Annotated in this window: 17 protein-coding genes; 7 read left to right on the forward strand and 10 right to left on the reverse strand. The window is 63.4% G+C overall.

Annotated elements, in window-relative coordinates; genetic code table 11:
* Positions 1–35: 35 nt before the first annotated feature.
* Both OS914_RS02040 and OS914_RS02045 read right to left on the reverse strand, forming a co-directional pair.
* On the reverse strand, positions 36–1,433 hold the full coding sequence (locus tag OS914_RS02040; RefSeq protein WP_267544405.1) for a sensor histidine kinase: 1,398 nt from the start codon (positions 1,431–1,433) through the stop codon (positions 36–38).
* Between the two features lie 2 nt (positions 1,434–1,435).
* Positions 1,436–2,557 (reverse strand): class I SAM-dependent methyltransferase, encoded by a 1,122-nt coding sequence (locus OS914_RS02045; protein ID WP_267544406.1) that lies wholly within the window; start codon positions 2,555–2,557, stop codon positions 1,436–1,438.
* A 236-nt stretch (positions 2,558–2,793) separates the two neighbouring features.
* Here OS914_RS02045 and OS914_RS02050 point away from each other — a divergent pair, with 236 nt between their 5' ends.
* Positions 2,794–3,219 carry a DUF3054 domain-containing protein gene (locus OS914_RS02050; protein WP_267544407.1) on the forward strand — a complete coding sequence of 142 codons (426 nt, stop codon included), beginning with the start codon at positions 2,794–2,796 and terminating at the stop codon, positions 3,217–3,219.
* 127 nt (positions 3,220–3,346) lie between these two features.
* Positions 3,347–3,628: an Lrp/AsnC family transcriptional regulator gene (locus OS914_RS02055; protein ID WP_267544408.1), complete on the forward strand. Its 282-nt coding sequence runs from the start codon at positions 3,347–3,349 to the stop codon at positions 3,626–3,628.
* 60 nt (positions 3,629–3,688) lie between these two features.
* Here the strand turns inward: OS914_RS02055 and trpD are convergent, their stop codons facing one another.
* The gene (gene trpD, locus OS914_RS02060; protein WP_267544409.1) at positions 3,689–4,762 is read right to left on the reverse strand and encodes an anthranilate phosphoribosyltransferase; all 1,074 of its coding nucleotides are present in this window, start codon (positions 4,760–4,762) and stop codon (positions 3,689–3,691) included.
* 216 nt (positions 4,763–4,978) lie between these two features.
* On the opposite strand from trpD, the gene ctaE reads away from it, so the two are divergent.
* The 4 genes from ctaE to qcrB all read left to right on the forward strand — a co-directional run bounded on the left by ctaE (position 4,979) and on the right by qcrB (position 9,289).
* Positions 4,979–5,617 carry an aa3-type cytochrome oxidase subunit III gene (gene ctaE / locus OS914_RS02065; RefSeq protein ID WP_267544410.1) on the forward strand — a complete coding sequence of 213 codons (639 nt, stop codon included), beginning with the start codon at positions 4,979–4,981 and terminating at the stop codon, positions 5,615–5,617.
* 83 nt (positions 5,618–5,700) lie between these two features.
* Positions 5,701–6,486, forward strand: a complete 786-nt coding sequence (gene qcrC, locus OS914_RS02070; RefSeq protein WP_267544411.1) for a cytochrome bc1 complex diheme cytochrome c subunit — start codon at positions 5,701–5,703, stop codon at positions 6,484–6,486.
* Between the two features lie 96 nt (positions 6,487–6,582).
* The gene (gene qcrA, locus OS914_RS02075; protein ID WP_267544412.1) at positions 6,583–7,611 is read left to right on the forward strand and encodes a cytochrome bc1 complex Rieske iron-sulfur subunit; all 1,029 of its coding nucleotides are present in this window, start codon (positions 6,583–6,585) and stop codon (positions 7,609–7,611) included.
* Position 7,612: 1 nt separating this feature from the next.
* Complete coding sequence (gene qcrB, locus OS914_RS02080) at positions 7,613–9,289, forward strand: cytochrome bc1 complex cytochrome b subunit (protein WP_267544413.1); 1,677 nt, start codon at positions 7,613–7,615, stop codon at positions 9,287–9,289.
* A gap of 285 nt (positions 9,290–9,574) precedes the next feature.
* Here qcrB and OS914_RS02085 read toward each other — a convergent pair whose 3' ends face one another.
* The 4 genes from OS914_RS02085 to OS914_RS02100 form a co-directional block, all read right to left on the reverse strand.
* Positions 9,575–9,985 carry a DUF302 domain-containing protein gene (locus OS914_RS02085; RefSeq protein WP_267544414.1) on the reverse strand — a complete coding sequence of 137 codons (411 nt, stop codon included), beginning with the start codon at positions 9,983–9,985 and terminating at the stop codon, positions 9,575–9,577.
* 56 nt (positions 9,986–10,041) lie between these two features.
* Positions 10,042–11,517 carry a multicopper oxidase family protein gene (locus OS914_RS02090; RefSeq protein ID WP_267544415.1) on the reverse strand — a complete coding sequence of 492 codons (1,476 nt, stop codon included), beginning with the start codon at positions 11,515–11,517 and terminating at the stop codon, positions 10,042–10,044.
* Positions 11,517–11,789: an SHOCT domain-containing protein gene (locus OS914_RS02095; RefSeq protein ID WP_267544416.1), complete on the reverse strand. Its 273-nt coding sequence runs from the start codon at positions 11,787–11,789 to the stop codon at positions 11,517–11,519. Before OS914_RS02095 ends, OS914_RS02090 begins: the two co-directional genes overlap by 1 nt.
* A gap of 135 nt (positions 11,790–11,924) precedes the next feature.
* Positions 11,925–12,182: a metal-sensitive transcriptional regulator gene (locus tag OS914_RS02100; RefSeq protein WP_267544417.1), complete on the reverse strand. Its 258-nt coding sequence runs from the start codon at positions 12,180–12,182 to the stop codon at positions 11,925–11,927.
* 193 nt (positions 12,183–12,375) lie between these two features.
* Between OS914_RS02100 and OS914_RS02105 the strand changes: the two genes are divergently transcribed.
* Positions 12,376–13,785 carry an MBL fold metallo-hydrolase gene (locus OS914_RS02105; protein WP_267544418.1) on the forward strand — a complete coding sequence of 470 codons (1,410 nt, stop codon included), beginning with the start codon at positions 12,376–12,378 and terminating at the stop codon, positions 13,783–13,785.
* 27 nt (positions 13,786–13,812) lie between these two features.
* Here OS914_RS02105 and OS914_RS18055 read toward each other — a convergent pair whose 3' ends face one another.
* The 3 genes from OS914_RS18055 to OS914_RS02120 form a co-directional block, all read right to left on the reverse strand.
* Positions 13,813–13,974 (reverse strand): hypothetical protein, encoded by a 162-nt coding sequence (locus tag OS914_RS18055; protein WP_324290609.1) that lies wholly within the window; start codon positions 13,972–13,974, stop codon positions 13,813–13,815.
* An 895-nt stretch (positions 13,975–14,869) separates the two neighbouring features.
* A complete protein-coding gene (locus OS914_RS02115) occupies positions 14,870–15,634 on the reverse strand; it encodes a sulfite exporter TauE/SafE family protein (protein WP_267544419.1) in 765 nt (254 codons plus the stop codon).
* On the reverse strand, positions 15,631–16,248 hold the full coding sequence (locus OS914_RS02120; RefSeq protein WP_267544420.1) for a rhodanese-like domain-containing protein: 618 nt from the start codon (positions 16,246–16,248) through the stop codon (positions 15,631–15,633). The genes OS914_RS02115 and OS914_RS02120 overlap by 4 nt, the downstream gene beginning before the upstream one ends.
* Positions 16,249–16,532: the final 284 nt, after the last annotated feature.

A 16,532-nucleotide genomic window follows, 5' to 3' on the forward strand; every position in this document is an offset into this window, starting at 1 on the left:
GGCCGTGCAGCGTCCGGGCCGGTACTTGCCGGAAACTAGAGTGATTCTAGCAGCGGCAGCTGAATCTCGAAGCGGCAAAACCCGTCGGATGCCTCCCCTGCGGTGATTGTCCCGCCGTGGGCGGCCAACAACGACCGCGCAATGGCCAGCCCCAGGCCGCTGCCGCCAGTGTCCCGGGAACGGCTTTCGTCAAGACGGATAAAGCGCTCAAATATGTGTTCGCGTTCTGCTTCCGGAACCGGCAGACCGTCGTTGTCAACCCACAGCGTGGCGGTGCCATCGGCGGACGTCAAAGTCGCCCGGACCGTATGTGTTGCGTGCCGGTCGGCGTTGTCCAGGACGTTACGCAGTATCTGGGAAAATCGTCTCGTGTCCCCGCTCACTCGGACGGGCTCGACGCGGGACAGCACCTCACGGCCAGTGGTGGTGCGCAGGCGCTGCAGCTCAGCCGCCAGGACATCATCCAGATCAACGTCTGCACGGAGGATTTGCAGGCCACTGTCCTCTGCCTTGGAAAGCGTGAGCAAGTCCTCCACCAGGTACCCCATCCGCCGCGTCTCCGCCGCCAGCAGGGGTGCCATGTCCAGCCAGGTACGGTGTGTAGGATCCTGAGCCGAAACCTCCAGTCCCGTCCGCAAAGTGGTCAGCGGGCTGCGGAGCTCGTGACTGGCGTGGCTGACGAACTGGCGTTGGCGGGTGTCGGCAGTTTCGATGCGTCCCAGCATCGCGTTCATCGTCATCGCCAGGGCTGCCAGCTCGTCCCGTGTAGGCGGCACGTCCACACGGTCCGCCAGGTGTCCGGCATCGATGTCAGAGACCTGGGCGCGGATGGTCTCCACCTGACGCAGGGACCGCCCGACCAGAAAGCGCACGGCCATTGCGACAATCAGCAGCAACGCGGGGGTGGCCAGCAGCAGGAACAGGGCCACGGTCCGCACAGTATCCGCCTGAACCTGGATGCTGCGCGCCGCCAGCACAACGTACTGGTTGGTTCCGGACAACGCACCGGTGGCCATAAGGTAAAACTCTCCGTCCGCATCTCCCGTTACTCCGGCTAGGGCCGAGACCTCCTTCGCCGCATTCTCTCCGGGGTCAGGCCGTAGAGATCCCATCGGAATTTTCATCAGTTCAGGATCCGAGGCCTGGACAACACGTCCCGCTCCGTCCACGATCTGGATCAGCAACCCCTGCCCCTCGGCGGACGCGATGCTCTGGCCGGCCTCCGCAACGTCCCCGCTGCTGAGCACCGCCGCCACATCGGTGGTTTTGCTTCGCAGGACGCCATCCGTTGCCACTGTCAGAGCATTCTGCAGCAGCACGAGCAGGAGTATTCCCCCGGCCAGCAGCGCGCACGCCACCACCACCACAGCAGCGGCCGTGGATTGGTTGCGGATTCCCCAGCTCACAGCGGGCGGCCGGGACAGGACACTCACTGTCAGCGCACTTTCAGGCGCCACAGAGAGGTGATTTCCGCTGACCGCGCTGCATGCAGGGGGTCGGTGATATCACCGGCTTTGCGGTGCGTGGGCACAGTGTCGGAACGGTCGACGACGACGAGTCCCGACTCATCGATCATGGCGAGCAGTTCCGTCCGTGAGCGCAGTTCCAGATGCTCTGCCAGATCCGAGAGCACCAGCCAGCCTTCCCCGTCCCTTTCCAGATGGTCCCCGAGGCCGGCCAGAAAGCGGCGCAGCATGTTGCTGTCCGGGTCGTAGACCGCGTGGTCAAGAGAGGAGACAGGGGCGGCCGGGATCCACGGCGGATTACAGACTACTAGGGAAGCCCGGCCAGCGGGGAAGAGATCTGCTTCCACGACTTCCACCCGATTGGCCAGTTTGAGGAGGCTGAGATTATCCCTGGCGCAATCCACCGCGCGCCAGTCCTGATCGGTCGCGATGACGCGGTTCGCCCCGCGGTGGCCGAGAATCGCCGCCAGTACGCCGGTGCCGGTACCGACGTCGAACGCCAGACCACCGGAGGCACATACGGCAGGTGGGAGCGGTGCCTGAGATACCAGCGTCAAATACTCACCTCGGATGGGTGAAAAAACCCCATAATGCGGGTAGATGCGGGCGCCAAGCGCCGGAATCTGCACGCCCTTGTGCCGCCACTGGTGGGCGCCAATGACTCCTGTCAACTCGCGCAGAGCTATGACGCTGGGTCCGTCGGCGACACCGTAGGCCTCGGTGCATGCCAGCGCCACGTCCGGAGCCCGGCGCAGTGGGACGCTGTAATCGGATTCCAGGGGAACGAGGAGCAGGCCCAGCAACTGCGCCAGCCGTGTTCTGCTCTGCCGGTGCTGGCGGAAGGTCACCGCGGCAGAGTTCCGCTGCGGCGTCTGCCGTTGCCTGTCGACGCGGCGGGCCAGGGCGCTGAGCAGCTGGCGGGCGTTCTGGAAATCTCCACGCCACAGAATGCCGGTCCCCTGCTGCACCAGCCGGTACGCCTGGTCTGCGCTCAACCGATCGTCGCCCACCACGACTCGGACAGGGGCAGCCGGCCGGCTCTGAGATTGCCACCGGGCCTGCTGTTCTATCCCCGCTTCGGTCCAATGCATAATTGTAGGTTCGGCAGCCATGGCAGGTACGGCTATGGGGTTATCCAGCATGTTTCCGGGCGTTTCGTTGCTCTTGGTCGGTACGATGACAGCTCCTGGCTTAGGGATGGCCCACCGTGGCAGTCACGGAAAATTGTTGCGGCTTCCATGGTATCCACTGCATCTGTCCGTGCGCGAAGATGCCTCCGCTGAGCAGGTGGAAGGAGGTGAATCCGTGGGGCCGGTAGGCTGGGCTGGTGATCAAACAGCTCGAACGAAGCAATTCCCTCCGCGGTCGCGGCACCGTGATTTATGCCGCGGCAGCGGACCTCATTCTGGTGCTGGTCTTTGCGGCCGTGGGCCGGGCCAGCCATGCGGAAAGCAACCCGGTTCTCGGCGTGGCAGCCACCGCGTGGCCCTTCGTCGCAGGCGCGGCTGTGGGCTGGATTGTAAGTCGGGCGTGGCAGGCACCATTACGTCTTTGGCCGCACGGCGTCGCAGTTTGGGCCATGACGATTGCTGCCGGGATGGTGCTACGCCTGCTGTCCGGCCAGACCGCCCAACTCCCCTTCGTCGTCGTCGCCCTCATAGTGCTGGCCATCTTTCTGCTTGGCCATCGGGCCGTAGCCGGCCGACTCAGCCGGCGAACCAAGCAAAGCTCATCCAGCGGGCTGCCGGACTGACCGGTTTTCCGGACTGACAGGTTTTCCGGACTGACAATTTTTAGACTCACACGGCGCTTTTGAACTAGCCTCGTACAACTACTACGGGGTCACGGCCCGGGTCGACGCTCAACGATTGGACTATTCCATGATTACTGCCTTTGTCCTCATCAAGACCGACGCCTCTCGTATTCCGGAGGCCGCGCAGGAGATTTCCGAGCTAGCCGGCATCAGTGAGGTGTACTCGGTTACGGGGGAATGGGATCTAATTGCCATTGCCCGGGTGACCCGACATGAAGATTTGGCCGACGCCATTGCCGACAGGTTGTCCAAGGTAAAGGGCGTTGTCTCGACCACGACGCAGATATCTTTCCGGGCATATTCCCAACATGACCTTGATGCCGCCTTTTCCCTCGGCTTCGATCACTAGCCCCGTCCGCAGCTTGGATGGCGCTCTCCGCGATCCCCGCGGGCGCGGCCGGCCGGCCGGTTAACCCCTGGCCGGATCCGCGACCGAGTGCTCGATCCACTTGGCCAGCACCTGCGCGGCGGCACCCGAATCAAGAGATCTTTCCGCCGCTGCTATACCGGCCGCCATCCGGTCCGGCAACGGGCCCTCGGCGCTGCCGCTGACCGCTACAAGTCCCGCGCCGGCATTGAGGACGACGGCGTCACGCACCGGACCTTGTTCGCCCGCCAGCACACGGTGGACCACCTGCGAGTTGTACACTGCGTTCAGACCCCGCAGATCCTCGATCGAGGCGCGCGCGATGCCGAGTTCGACGGGATCAAGGTCCGAGACCGTGATGTTGCCGTTCCGGATCTCCCAGACGGTGGAGGGCCCTGTGGTGGTCAGCTCGTCAAGGCCATCACTGCCGCGGAAAACCAGCCCCCTGGTACCTCGCGCCGCCAGAACTCCTGCAATCAGGGGGGCCTTGGCGGCGTCGGCGACTCCTACAGCGGAGGCGCTTACGCGCGCGGGGTTGATCAACGGGCCAAGCAGATTGAACACCGTAGGGATGCCCATCTCACGCCGCGGCACCGCCACATGGCGCATCGACGGATGGAATAATTGAGCAAAGCAAAAAGTGATGCCAACGCTTTCGGCCGCCTCGGCCACCCGGTCAACGGACATGTCCAGCCGGACGCCCAGAGCTTCCAGGACGTCAGCGGAGCCGGCGGCGGACGAGGACGCACGGTTGCCATGCTTGACTACTTTGGCGCCCGCACCCGCGCAGACCAGCGCCGCCATGGTCGAAATGTTGACCGTATTGAGCCGGTCACCGCCGGTGCCGACTATGTCAAGTGTTTCCCCGGTCACGGTCAGCGGCCGGGCGTTGTCCATCATCGCTTCCACGAACCCGGCGACCTCGGCAACGGTCTCTCCCTTGGCCCGCAGAGCCACCAGGAAGCCCGCTATTTGGGACTGCGTTGCCAAGCCTTCCATAATCCTGTTCGTGGCCCAGCGCGTTTGACCGGCCGAAAGATCCGTACCGGCGATAAGGGCAGAAAGCAGGACGGGCCAGGTGGGCTCTTCCACGGCGGCCGAAGCTGATGAAGTCACCTCTTGATGCTAGCGATCATTCCCCGTCTTGAACGAATACGCAGCGCCACGGTGCCTAGTCTGTGCCCGGTCAGCAGCTGTGCAGCCGCTGCTGACCGCCCGGACGCGTGGTTAGCTGCAGCTCCCGACCGCGGGATTTCGCGGCTTTGTAGAAAAAGAATCGACAAAACGCATTTTGCATTGGGCAGGAGCCGTTTTTATGGACATAATGTCTATGTGACAACAGCGACTCATTCCCCCAGCATCCCCGCGCACCCCACGCTCAACCGCCCCAATATGGTTTCGGTTGGCACGGTGGTGTGGCTCTCCAGCGAACTGATGTTCTTCGCCGGTCTCTTCGCCATGTACTTCACTCTCCGGTCAACGTCGGCCGGGTTGTGGGCTGATGAGACGGCCAAGCACAACGTTCCCTATGCACTGGTGAACACCCTCATCCTGGTCTCCAGCTCCTTCACCTGCCAGATGGGTGTTTTCGCCGCCGAGCGACTGCAGCCCCGCCGCACCGGCGGTCTGGTCGGGTTCGCGCGCTGGGGCATGTCCGAGTGGTTCATGGCGACATTCGTCCTTGGCGCCGTCTTCGTCGCAGGCCAGGCCGCTGAGTACGCCACCCTGGTTTCCGAACACGTCTCCCTGTCCTCGAATGCCTACGGTTCGGCCTTCTATATCACCACCGGATTCCACGGACTCCACGTAATTGGCGGCCTGATTGCTTTCCTTCTGATAATCGGACGAGCCTACGCCGCTAAGAAGTTCGGTCACTTTGAAGCGACCTCGGCCATTGTCGTTTCGTACTACTGGCACTTCGTCGACGTTGTCTGGATCGGTCTCTTCCTGGTGATTTATATCCTGAAGTAGGCTGCTTTCCATCCTCCCCACGCAATATCAATTGAATTAGCGGCTGACCCGCCGCCGCAGGATCGACACAAAGGAACCACCACGTGAAGGCACTTTCGCAGAAGCGACGTCACCCGCTAGCCGCCGTCGCATTGCTACTGCTGGGACTTATGCTTACCGGTGGTCTCTACGCCGTTGTCACCACCGCCAATCAGGCCAAGGCAGACACCACCTACTCAGCAAATGACGCGCAGGAGGGTGGGAAGCTATTCATTGCCAACTGCGCCACTTGTCATGGAATGGGCGCCAGCGGCTCCCCCGACGGTCCTTCGCTGGTAGGCGTAGGAGCCGCCGCCGTCGACTTTCAGGTCGGCACCGGACGCATGCCCATGCAGCTGCAGGGGCCGCAGGCCCAGCAGAAGCCGCGACAGTTCAACGACGAACAGACGCACCAGCTGGCCGCATACGTGGCATCTCTGGGCGCCGGACCAGCCATTCCCGAAGCACAGTACACCGAGGGCGGCGGAAACGCGGCTAACGGTGGCGTCCTGTTCCGGGTCAACTGCGCCATGTGCCACAACGCCGCGGCTGCCGGCGGTGCGCTGACACGCGGCAAGTTTGCCCCGGCGCTGGCTGGTGTGTCGAACCAGCATATTTATGAGGCAATGGTCACCGGACCGCAGAACATGCCGGTCTTCAACGATGCGAACATCACCCCGAATAACAAGCGCGACATCATTGCGTTCCTGGACACCATCGACGCCAACGGGTCACCGGGCGGCGCCGCTCTCGGTTCGCTGGGTCCCGTGTCAGAGGGCCTGTTCATCTGGATCGCCGGTCTTGGCGTTGTCATCGCCTTCACAGTTTGGCTGACTTCACGGACGTCCTAAGACCAACGGGACACACCATTTTGCGGTCGCTCAGCGACCGGACGAAACATTCATTACGACCCCGGGAAACCGGGATAAGAGAAGGATGAGGGGATTATGGGCGACCATAGTGACGGCATTCCGGCAGGCTCGGACGCCGTAGCTAAGGCTGGTCTTAACGAGGTGGAGAAGTTCCAGGATCCTGGACTCCCCCCGCACCGTCTGAGACTAGCTGACACGGATCCAAGGGCAGCCAAACGGGCAGAGCGCCAGGTGGCTATTCTCTTTGGAGTCTCCGTCGTGGGAACCCTGCTGTTCTTTTTCGGCTACTTTTTCATCCGGCTTGATGACACCATCGCTACCTTGCGTCTGCAGAACATGCTGCTGGGGCTCGGTACCGCGTTTGCGATGCTGGGAATTGGTACCGGTATTGTGCACTGGGCCAGGGCACTGATGCCGGATCATGAAGTCTCCGAAGAGCGTCACGAACTGCGCAGTGAAGCAGACCGTGAAGCAGCAGTGAAAATTGTTGACGACATCGTCGAAGAGACCGGCATCAAGCGCCGGCCGTTGATCCGTAACACGCTTCTGGGCGCAGTGGCGCTGGCGCCATTCCCGGCCATCGTCATGTTCCGCGATTTGGGCCCGCTGCCGGCCAATGCCCTTAAGCACACCATGTGGGACAAGGGAATTCGTCTGGTCCGGGATCCTACGGGCACCCCGATCAAGGCCTCCGATGTGACCTTGGGCTCGGCTTTTCACGTCATTCCGGACGGTTTGAACGACCTGCACGAAGGCAAGCTGGAGGAAAAGGCCAAGGCAGTAGTGCTGCTGATGCGCCTGGATCCTTCTCAGCTGAACCCTTCCAAGGGCCGCGAAGACTGGAGCTACAACGGGATTGTGGCGTACTCCAAAATCTGCACCCACGTCGGCTGCCCCGTAGCTCTCTACGAGCAGCAGACGCATCACCTGCTCTGCCCCTGCCACCAGTCGACGTTCGACCTGACGCAGGAGTGCAAGGTTATCTTCGGACCGGCCAACCGGCCGCTGCCGCAGCTGCCGATCTCCATTGACTCTGAGGGATACCTGGTGGCGCAGAGCGATTTCCATGAACCCGTCGGACCTAGCTTCTGGGAGCGTGGCTAACATGAGCACCGCAGCCGAAACACCGTACAAGCCGGTCACAACGACCGGCCGCATTACCGACTTCGTTGACCAGCGTGTCGGCGGATCCGGAATTCTCCGTGAATTCGGGCGCAAAGTCTTCCCCGATCACTGGTCTTTCATGTTCGGCGAAGTGGCGCTGTATAGCTTCGTCATCCTGCTGCTCTCCGGCACATTCCTGACCTTTTTCTACGACCCGTCCATGGCAGAGTCGGTCTACAACGGCAGCTATGTTCCGCTCAAGGGCGTCGACATGTCCGTTGCGATGAACTCCACCCTTAATATCTCCTTTGATATCCGTGGCGGTTTGTTCATGCGCCAGGTACATCACTGGTCTGCGCTGCTGTTCACGGCTTCGATTGCCGTGCACATGCTGCGCGTTTTCTTCACGGGTGCCTTCCGCAAGCCACGCGAGCTCAACTGGGTGGTGGGCGGCGTACTGCTGATCCTGTCTCTGGCCGACGGATTCACCGGGTACTCGCTCCCGGACGACCTGCTTTCCGGCAACGGATTGCGCATTATCCAGGGTGTCATCACCTCCATCCCCGTCATCGGCACGTACATCTCGTTCTTCCTCTTCGGCGGCGAGTTCCCCGGAACTGCCATCATCGGGCGTTTGTACGTTCTGCACATCCTGCTGGTTCCGGCCATGATTCTGCTGATGATCGCCATTCACCTGTTCATGGTTGTGGTGCATAAGCACACCCAGTACCCCGGTCCGGGCCGCAACGACCGGAACGTAGTCGGTTATCCGCTGGGGCCGGTTTATGCGGCCAAAGCCGGCGGCTTCTTCTTCATCATCTTCGGCGTCATCGCCGCCATGGCCGCGCTGTTCACCATCAACCCGATTTGGAACTACGGTCCCTACGACCCCTCACCCATTTCGGCCGGAACGCAGCCCGACTGGTACATCGGTTGGGTGGACGGTGCCCTGCGCCTGATGCCCGGTTGGCTCTTGGGCCTTCCGTTGGAATGGAATATTCCGCTCCCCTGGGGTGTCAACACGCTCTCGCTCAACGTCTTGATTCCGGCACTGGTCCCGGCCGGCATTGTCTTCACGGTGCTGTTCGCCTACCCGTGGATCGAACGCTGGGTCACTAAGGACGATCGTGAGCACCATGTGCTGGACCGGCCGCGCAATGCACCGACCCGGACTGCAATCGGGATGGCCGGATTCACGTTCTACTGCGTGCTCTGGGCTGCGGCTTCCTCGGACCTTATCGCCACGCACTTCCATGTATCCCTCAATGACGTGATCTACTGGCTCCGCGCACTGATCTTCATTGGCCCGATCGTTGCCTTCGTGGTCACGAAGCGGATCGCCCTCGCCCTGCAGCGCAAGGACCGCGAAATCGCTCTGCATGGCCGCGAAACGGGACGGATCGTCCGCCTGCCGCACGGCGAGTACCAGGAAGTGCACGCCCAGGTTGACGATTACAAGCGCTTCAAGCTCGTCGGGTACGAATCCCCGGTACCCAGCGCAGGGGTACCCAACCGCAATGGAATTGTCACCAAGGCGGAAAAGCGGCGTGCGTTGCTCAGCAGGTTCTTCTTCGAGGACCGCGTTGCTCCCGCCACGCCGGGAGAGCTGCACGCGGCCCACGACCATGGACATGAGCAGATCGAAGAATCCGAGAAAGCCAAAGAGGTAGCACACTAGCCTCCGTGCGATCTCGGACGTGCAAAAAGGAGCGGCATCCGGTTACTACCGGTGCCGCTCCTTTTGTGCGCTGTTTCGGCCGGGTCTAAAGCCGGTGCGGGTTCTTTCCGGTCGGCGGACGCGGTGAACTGAACGCACAGAACTACCAGAAACGTCTCCGTATCCACGGCGAGGGCCCATAATCCCGCCGACACCGCACAGTGGCGGGCGGGCTCCGGTGCTGCGCGGCGTTTAACCGTACTCGTTCTCTCCGCGGGCGGTCGGGCACTGCCTGTTGGCCGGTTTTTAGGCGGTTTCGAGTTCCTTCAGGGGTGCGAGGAGCCTGTGGTCGGCGTCCGAGGCGACTTCGGTGACGGCAGGGGCGTCGCTGAGCTGCACCATGGTCTGTGGGTCGATGGTCTGGATGACGGTGCTGCCGTTGTCAGGTCCGCTTCGGATCACGACGTTGCACGGCAGCAGCAGTCCGATGTCGGGGTCCGCGGCCAGAGCTTTTTGCGCCAGGGCGGGATTGCAGACGCCGAGGATGAGGTAGTCCCCCAGGCTCTGTCCGGCGTCGGATCCGAGTTTGGTCTCCAACGTGGCGCGGACATCGATTTCGGAGAGCACGCCGAAGCCCTGCCCGGTGAGGGCTTCACGGGTCCGGGTTACTGCTTCTGCGTAGGGCAGGGCGACGGTGATGGTGTGTGCGTAGCTCATTGTTGTGCTCCTTCATCGGTTTTCTCATTCATGCAAAGGACTGTAAGGCCGCTCTGTTACCGGGCTTCGATCAGGCCCATCATGCCGCTGTCCTCGTGGTCCAGGATGTGGCAGTGGTAGACGGTTTTGCCGGTGAAGTCATCGAAGGAGATCCGGACCCGGACACTGCTGCGGGCCGGGACGTTGACCACGTCCTGCCACATGGGGCTGTCCACCGGCTGGCCGGCTTGTTCGATGATCTGCATCGGCCATACGTGCAGGTGCACGGGGTGGTCCATCGGGCTCGTGTTCCGCAGGGTCCATTCCTCGACGGCGCCGGCCGGAACCGTGGTGTCGACCCTTGCCGGGTCAAACGGCCTGCCGTTGATGGTGAAACTCAACATCCCCGACCCCATGCCGCCGCTGTTCATACCCGTTCCCATGGCGAAGACCAGTTCCCGGCGGGCGGTCACCGGGGTGGCCCGCAGGTCCCGCGGCGTCGGCTGGGCCGGGACGGGCCCCAGCCCAGCGGCCGGTGCGCCGGTAACGGAAAGGGTGGCCAAGACGGCCCCGTACGGGCCGGACCGGAATTGTCCGCCTCCGTTGTTGCCGCCCAGCATGGATCCCATGCTTCCCCTGTACACGGGCATGGTGCGTAGGACGGCGGTCCCTTTGGCGGTGGTAACGAGCAGGTCGGCCCTGTTGCCCGGGGCCAGCAGCACCTCCTCAACGTCCCTGGGACTCTGGTAACGGCCCGAATCCAGACCCAGCAGCTGCAGGTTCTGGCCGTCCAGGCGCAGTTTCAGGTACCGGGAGGTGCAGGCGTTGATGATCCGCCACCGTTCACGCTCGCCCGGCCGGGCGGCCAGGGCCGGGTTCAGCTGGCCGTTGACCAGGACCATGCCACCTTCCCGGCCCATCATTTTCTCCATCGCCGACACGGCGGCGATGGAGCCGTCCCCGGTGAGGGAGATATCGGAGATGACCAGGACCCGTTCCCGTGTCACCGGCACGGGCGGGGAGTCCTGGATGATGATCGCCCCGTACAGTCCGCCGAAGATCTGGTCGGCGACGGTTCCGTGGTGGTGCGGGTGATACCAGTACACGCCCGGCGGATGGTTTACCGGCAGCCGGTACTCATAGTCAAAGGACTCTCCCGGTTCGACCGAAACCAGCACGTTGTCGCTGTTGCCTTGCGGGGAAACGTGCAGCCCGTGGACGTGCAGGTTGGTCGGATCGGAGAGCCTGTTCTCCAGCGTCACTTTCACACGGTCCCCGGGCTCCAGGAACAGGGTGGGGCCGGGCAGGGAACCGTTATAGGACAGCGCAGTGGCGTCCCTGCCCGCCATCCGCACCTGGCCCAGGGCCGCTGACAGTTTCACCTGAAGCCGGCCATCGGCACTGTGCAAGGCCTGCGGTTCCCTCAGGTCCTTCCCACCGGCGGACTTGAACCCGGTGCCCGCGCCCCACAGCAATCCGGCCGCGCCCGTCACGGTGGCCACAGCCCCCGCACCTCCCAGCATCAGGGCACTGCGGCGGGTGAGAGGTTGCATCAGGCGTCGTCCCCGAGGACTGCGAGCCGTTCACGGTATTCTTCTGTGCTCAACTCTCCCCGGGCGAACCGTTCGTCCAGAATCCGTCGGGCGGCAGTAGCGCCTATAGCGTTTGGGCGTTCCAAGCCCGGGCCCGGGCCTCGGTCGATCCCGGATCGGGTAATTCGCCCGGAAAAAGCCCGTACGGCAAGGATCACGAGCAGGATGACACCGATAATAAGGAGCAGCCAGAACAGCCACGTCCAGCCCATCATGAAACCGGATCCGTTCATCACTTTCCTGCTCCGCTCCTGGTTCACCGGTCTCTGTCGTGCCGGCTGGCCCAGGAGTCGTGGCAGTTTATGGTCGGAAGTGGTTTGGGGCCGCGACGCCGGGCTTCGTGGATTTGGTTTTGGGTTGGTGGCGGTTTATGCGAGAGACAGGAAGAGTTTTTCCAGGTCTTTTTTGTTCATGGTGGCATCTTCTTTGGTGATGCACTGCTCCAGGCCGCTGGCGATGATGGCGAATCCTGCCCGGTCCAGTGCCTTGGAGACCGCGGCGAGCTGGGTGACGATGTCCTTGCAGTCCCGACCCTCTTCCAGCATGCGGGTGACGGCGGCAAGCTGACCCTGGGCCCGTTTGAGGCGGTTGACGACCGGGGTAAGTTCTGTCGAATCGAGTTCCATAGGGGGCTCCAAAGGTGGGCGGGGTGATGGACCAAGCCTATACCACGGGGGGTATGACGGCCAGCCCCGGGACGTGCGCATCGAGCCCGGAACGGACTACTTGCAAGATACCCCCTGGGGTATTACCGTTGTGGTGAGAGGAACGGAGAATCCCTCCCGGAAACTCCCCCACCGCCCAATGAAGGAGAGCCCCATGCTGTTAGAGCGCATCTATGACGAAGACCTATCCCAGGCCAGTTACCTGATCGGCTGCCAGGCCAAGGGCGAAGCAATTGTTGTGGACCCCCGCCGTGACATTGCCGTCTACCAGTCCCTCGCCGCAGCGAACGGGATGAAGATTGTCGCCGTCACCGAAACCCACATTCACGCGGACTTCCTCTCCGGGACCCGTGAGCTGGCCGCCGCGACGGGCGCCACCGCTTATGTCTCCGGTGCGGGCGGAACGGACTGGCAGTACCGGTTCGACGCCGAACGCCTGAACGACAACGACGAGATCACCCTCGGCAACATCACCATCAAGGCCGTGCACACCCCCGGCCACACCCCGGAGCACCTGTCCTTCCTGATCACCGACGGGGCGTTCGCCGAAACCCCGGGATACTTGCTCTCCGGGGACTTCGTCTTCTCCGGTGACCTGGGCCGACCCGACCTACTCGACGAGGCCGCCGGCGGCCTGGACACCCGCTTTGCCGGGGCCAAGCAGCTCTTCACCAGCCTGCGGGATAAATTCCTGACCCTGCCGGACCACGTCCAGGTCCACCCCGGCCACGGCGCCGGCAGCGCCTGCGGCAAGGCCCTGGGCGCTATCCCCTCCTCCACGGTCGGCTACGAGCGGCTCTACGCCTGGTGGGGCCCTTACCTGGCCGCCAACGACGAGGAAGGCTTCATTAACGAACTCCTCAACGGCCAGCCCGACGCCCACGCCTACTTCGCCCGGATGAAACGCGAAAACCGGCAGGGCCCTGCCGTCATGGGCGAACGAGCCCCACTGGAGGAACTCGCCCCCGCTGACGTCGCACGGGACCTCGCCTCAGATACTGTGACGTTCGTGGACACCCGATCCAACGCCGAGGTCCATCAGGGCACCGTCACCGGCTCGGTGAACATCCCGGCCGGCAAGTCCACCGCCAGCTTCGGCGCCTGGGTCGTTGACCCGGAAACCGACAAGAACCCGCTGGTGCTGTTGGCTCCCAACCAGGCCGCGGCGCAGGAGATGTGCAACCACCTGGTCCGGGTCGGCATCGACCAGGTCGCCGGCTACCTCATCAGCATCGAGGGCCTGCCTGCCAGCACCCCGAAACTGATCCAACCCGAAGAACTCGAAAGCTTCGCCGCCGCGATGGTGCTCGATGTCCGCAACCGCACCGAACACGCAGCCGGGCACATCCCCGCATCCCACCAGCTCAGCGGCGGCCGCGTGATGTGGCACCGCGACGAACTCCCGACCGAAGGCACCATCGTAAGCTACTGCCAAAGCGGCGTCCGGAACTCCGTCGCGGCATCCGCCCTACGCCGCGCCGGCTACGACGTCGTCGAACTCGACGGCAGCTACGCAGGCTGGGCCGCCTGGCAGCAGGCACGGGAGTCAGTGTCCAGCAACTGACACGGGCAGCATCTGAAATGTGGATTTTTACACGTCCGCGCTGACGTACATCCTGGCGTTCGGGTAGCCAAGGCCGGCGCCAACTACTTCGCCGGCACGCTCCCGCAACGCTACGGCCGCACGTCGGTCCTCGTGGCCGGCTGGCTCATCGCCACCCGGCGATGCAGGAGCCCACGCGGAGGCCAGCACCGGGACGTCTTACGATGACGAGCTCCCCGGATAAGTCCCTGTCCTCGGCCAGCCAGGACGGCATGGTGAACAACCTCAACGACGGCCTAGCCTGGGGACTGTTCCCACCCTATTCACCGCAGCCTGACTGAGCATCGAGCACATCGGAATCTTGGTGGCCGTTTACCCAGCTGTCCGCGGGGCGGGCCAGTTCGTCACAGGTTGCGCCGTCGGACCAGTACGTAGGTAAATGGCTGATCGTAGGCGGCATACTCGTCCAGGCGGTGGCACTGGGGATGGTTGCCGTCGGCCACAACGTCGGGTTAGGGCTGGCCGCAGCGGTCCTGCTCGGAGCCGGCACCGCCATGGTCTACCCGACCCAGGTTGCCGCCATCGGCGCGCTGTTTTGGGCGCTTGCCCGTTCCCCATTCAGCCTGCCTGACGGTACATACCGGTCACCCCTTCCATTTCGCTCCCTCATTCGGCCTCGCTCGAGACGATATGTCATTGAGGCTCTCTCCTGTATTCCCGCGTCGTGCCCCCAACCGCCACACCGGGCTGCCATGTCTGACGGGGGAAGGCATTCCAGAGTACGCTGTATACCCCATGGGGTATAATAAAGGGACTTTCCATGCAATTAAGGGAGCGAGCAGATGTGCCGTGCAGTAACTTGTAAGAAGTGTCAGAAGACGACGTGGGCGGGCTGCGGTCAGCACGTTGACCAGGTTATGCGCGGGGTCCCGGCTTCCCAGCGTTGCCGCGGGCACGAGCGGGAGAAATCGGCCGGCCAGGGCTTCTTCGCGAAGCTGTTCGGACGGTAGATACCCGTGCCATCGCACGGGGAGAGGCGATGGAGAATAGCAAAGCCCCGGAGGAGGGTTCCTCCGGCGCTTCCCTGTTCCCTTCGTAGTCCCTCTCAGGGGAGGAACGACTGCACTGCGACGTAGGCGGCAATCACCAGGACGAGGATGCCAAAGCCGCGCTTGAGGGCCGTGTCCGGGATACTGGCGCCGATCCTGCCTGCCGCGAGCGAGGCGGCCATCGCGCTAAGAGCGAAGGCTGCCGTGACGGCCCAGTCGATCTGCAGGTCCACGAGGTGGGCGGCGAAGCCGGCGGCTGAGTTGATGACGATGATGACCAGGGACGTCCCGACGGTCAATGCCATCGGCAGCCCGAGGACCAGGGTGAGCGCCGGGACGATCAGGAAGCCGCCGCCGACGCCGAGCAGGCCGGTGAGGAACCCGACAACGGCGCCGGTGGCGATTGCCTTGGGAAGGCAGCTGCGCCAGTTGATCCCGCCGCCGGGCAGCGCACAGGCCCCGCCGGCTGCTGTGGACGGCATCAGCATCCGGACGCCTGCGAAGACCATGATCGCAGCAAATGCCAGCAGCAGGATCTTCGGGTCCAGGAGCCGGTTGACCGCCGCGCCGAGGTACGCGGTCATGGTCCCTGCGGCGCCGATGATCAGCGCCAACCGCCAGTTCACCCCGATCCGCAGCCGGGGCAGCACCGCGACGGCGGAGGAAGCGCCGACGACGACCAGCGACGTCGGGATCGCTGCGGCAAGCGGCAGCCCCACGCCATAGACCAGGGCGGGCACGGCGAGGATGGATCCGCCGCCTCCGACCAGGCCCAGCAGGGCGCCGACGATCAGCCCAAACGCCGCCGCGGAGATGATCATGCCCGCGCGCTTAGACTCTGCAGGGCCTGGTGCGCGGTGGGCTCATTAGCGGAACGGTTCCACGGCATCACGGACAGTACCTTGCCCATCGCGCAGCTATTGGTCGCCGCGGAGAACGTCAACCCGGCCCCGATCCCCCCGGCGATCAGGCCCAGCTTGGGAGAAATGAACTTACCACCGAGCACACCGGCCAGAACGAGGGAGCCAGCGGTCATCCGGACCTGGCGCTCCAGCGCCCATGGGCCCCGGCTGCGGGCCACGTTGCCGCCGGCAGCTGCGTAGGCCAGAACCCCTCCGGAAAGGACACTGGCGCTGGCCAGGCCGACAGCATCCAGGTGTTTGCGGGCCTGCTCGGCACGGTTGCCGGACTGGCAGACAAGGACAACGCGGGTGCCCATTTTTGCAGCAAACTCTTCCGCATGTTCGCTGAGCATGGCCAGCGGTACATGGTATGAGCCCAAGATGTGCAGGGAATCAAACTCTGCACCGCTGCGCACGTCAACGATCATCAGATCGTCGTGGTTATCTTCCCAGTCCCTCAGGGTTACGGCATCAATGGACTGAGGAGCGGAATCAACGGTGCGGTTCATAGTCAAGGAAATCAAAGTAGTCATTGTCTCTTTCGATATATCGTGAGGCGATTAAAGTAGCGGCCGCGCGCTTGCGCGCAGCCGCCTTCCCCCGCCCGGCGGTCGGATAAAAGAACAGGGCCTAGTCGGTACTCTGGAGTCGTTCCGCCCCAGCCGTCTAGAGATGTCACCTGGTCAGGCAACTCGCGGCTGTCTCATTGGCCATGCCGCCGCTCAGGAGCAGTTCCGGGCCGCCCTTGAGTCGGTTCAAGGCATCGGCCCCGAGGACCGTTAGGGTGTTCACTGCAATACTCTTCGTACGGATGCCG

The organism is Arthrobacter endolithicus (assembly GCF_026627425.1).
GTDB lineage: Bacteria > Actinomycetota > Actinomycetes > Actinomycetales > Micrococcaceae > Arthrobacter_M.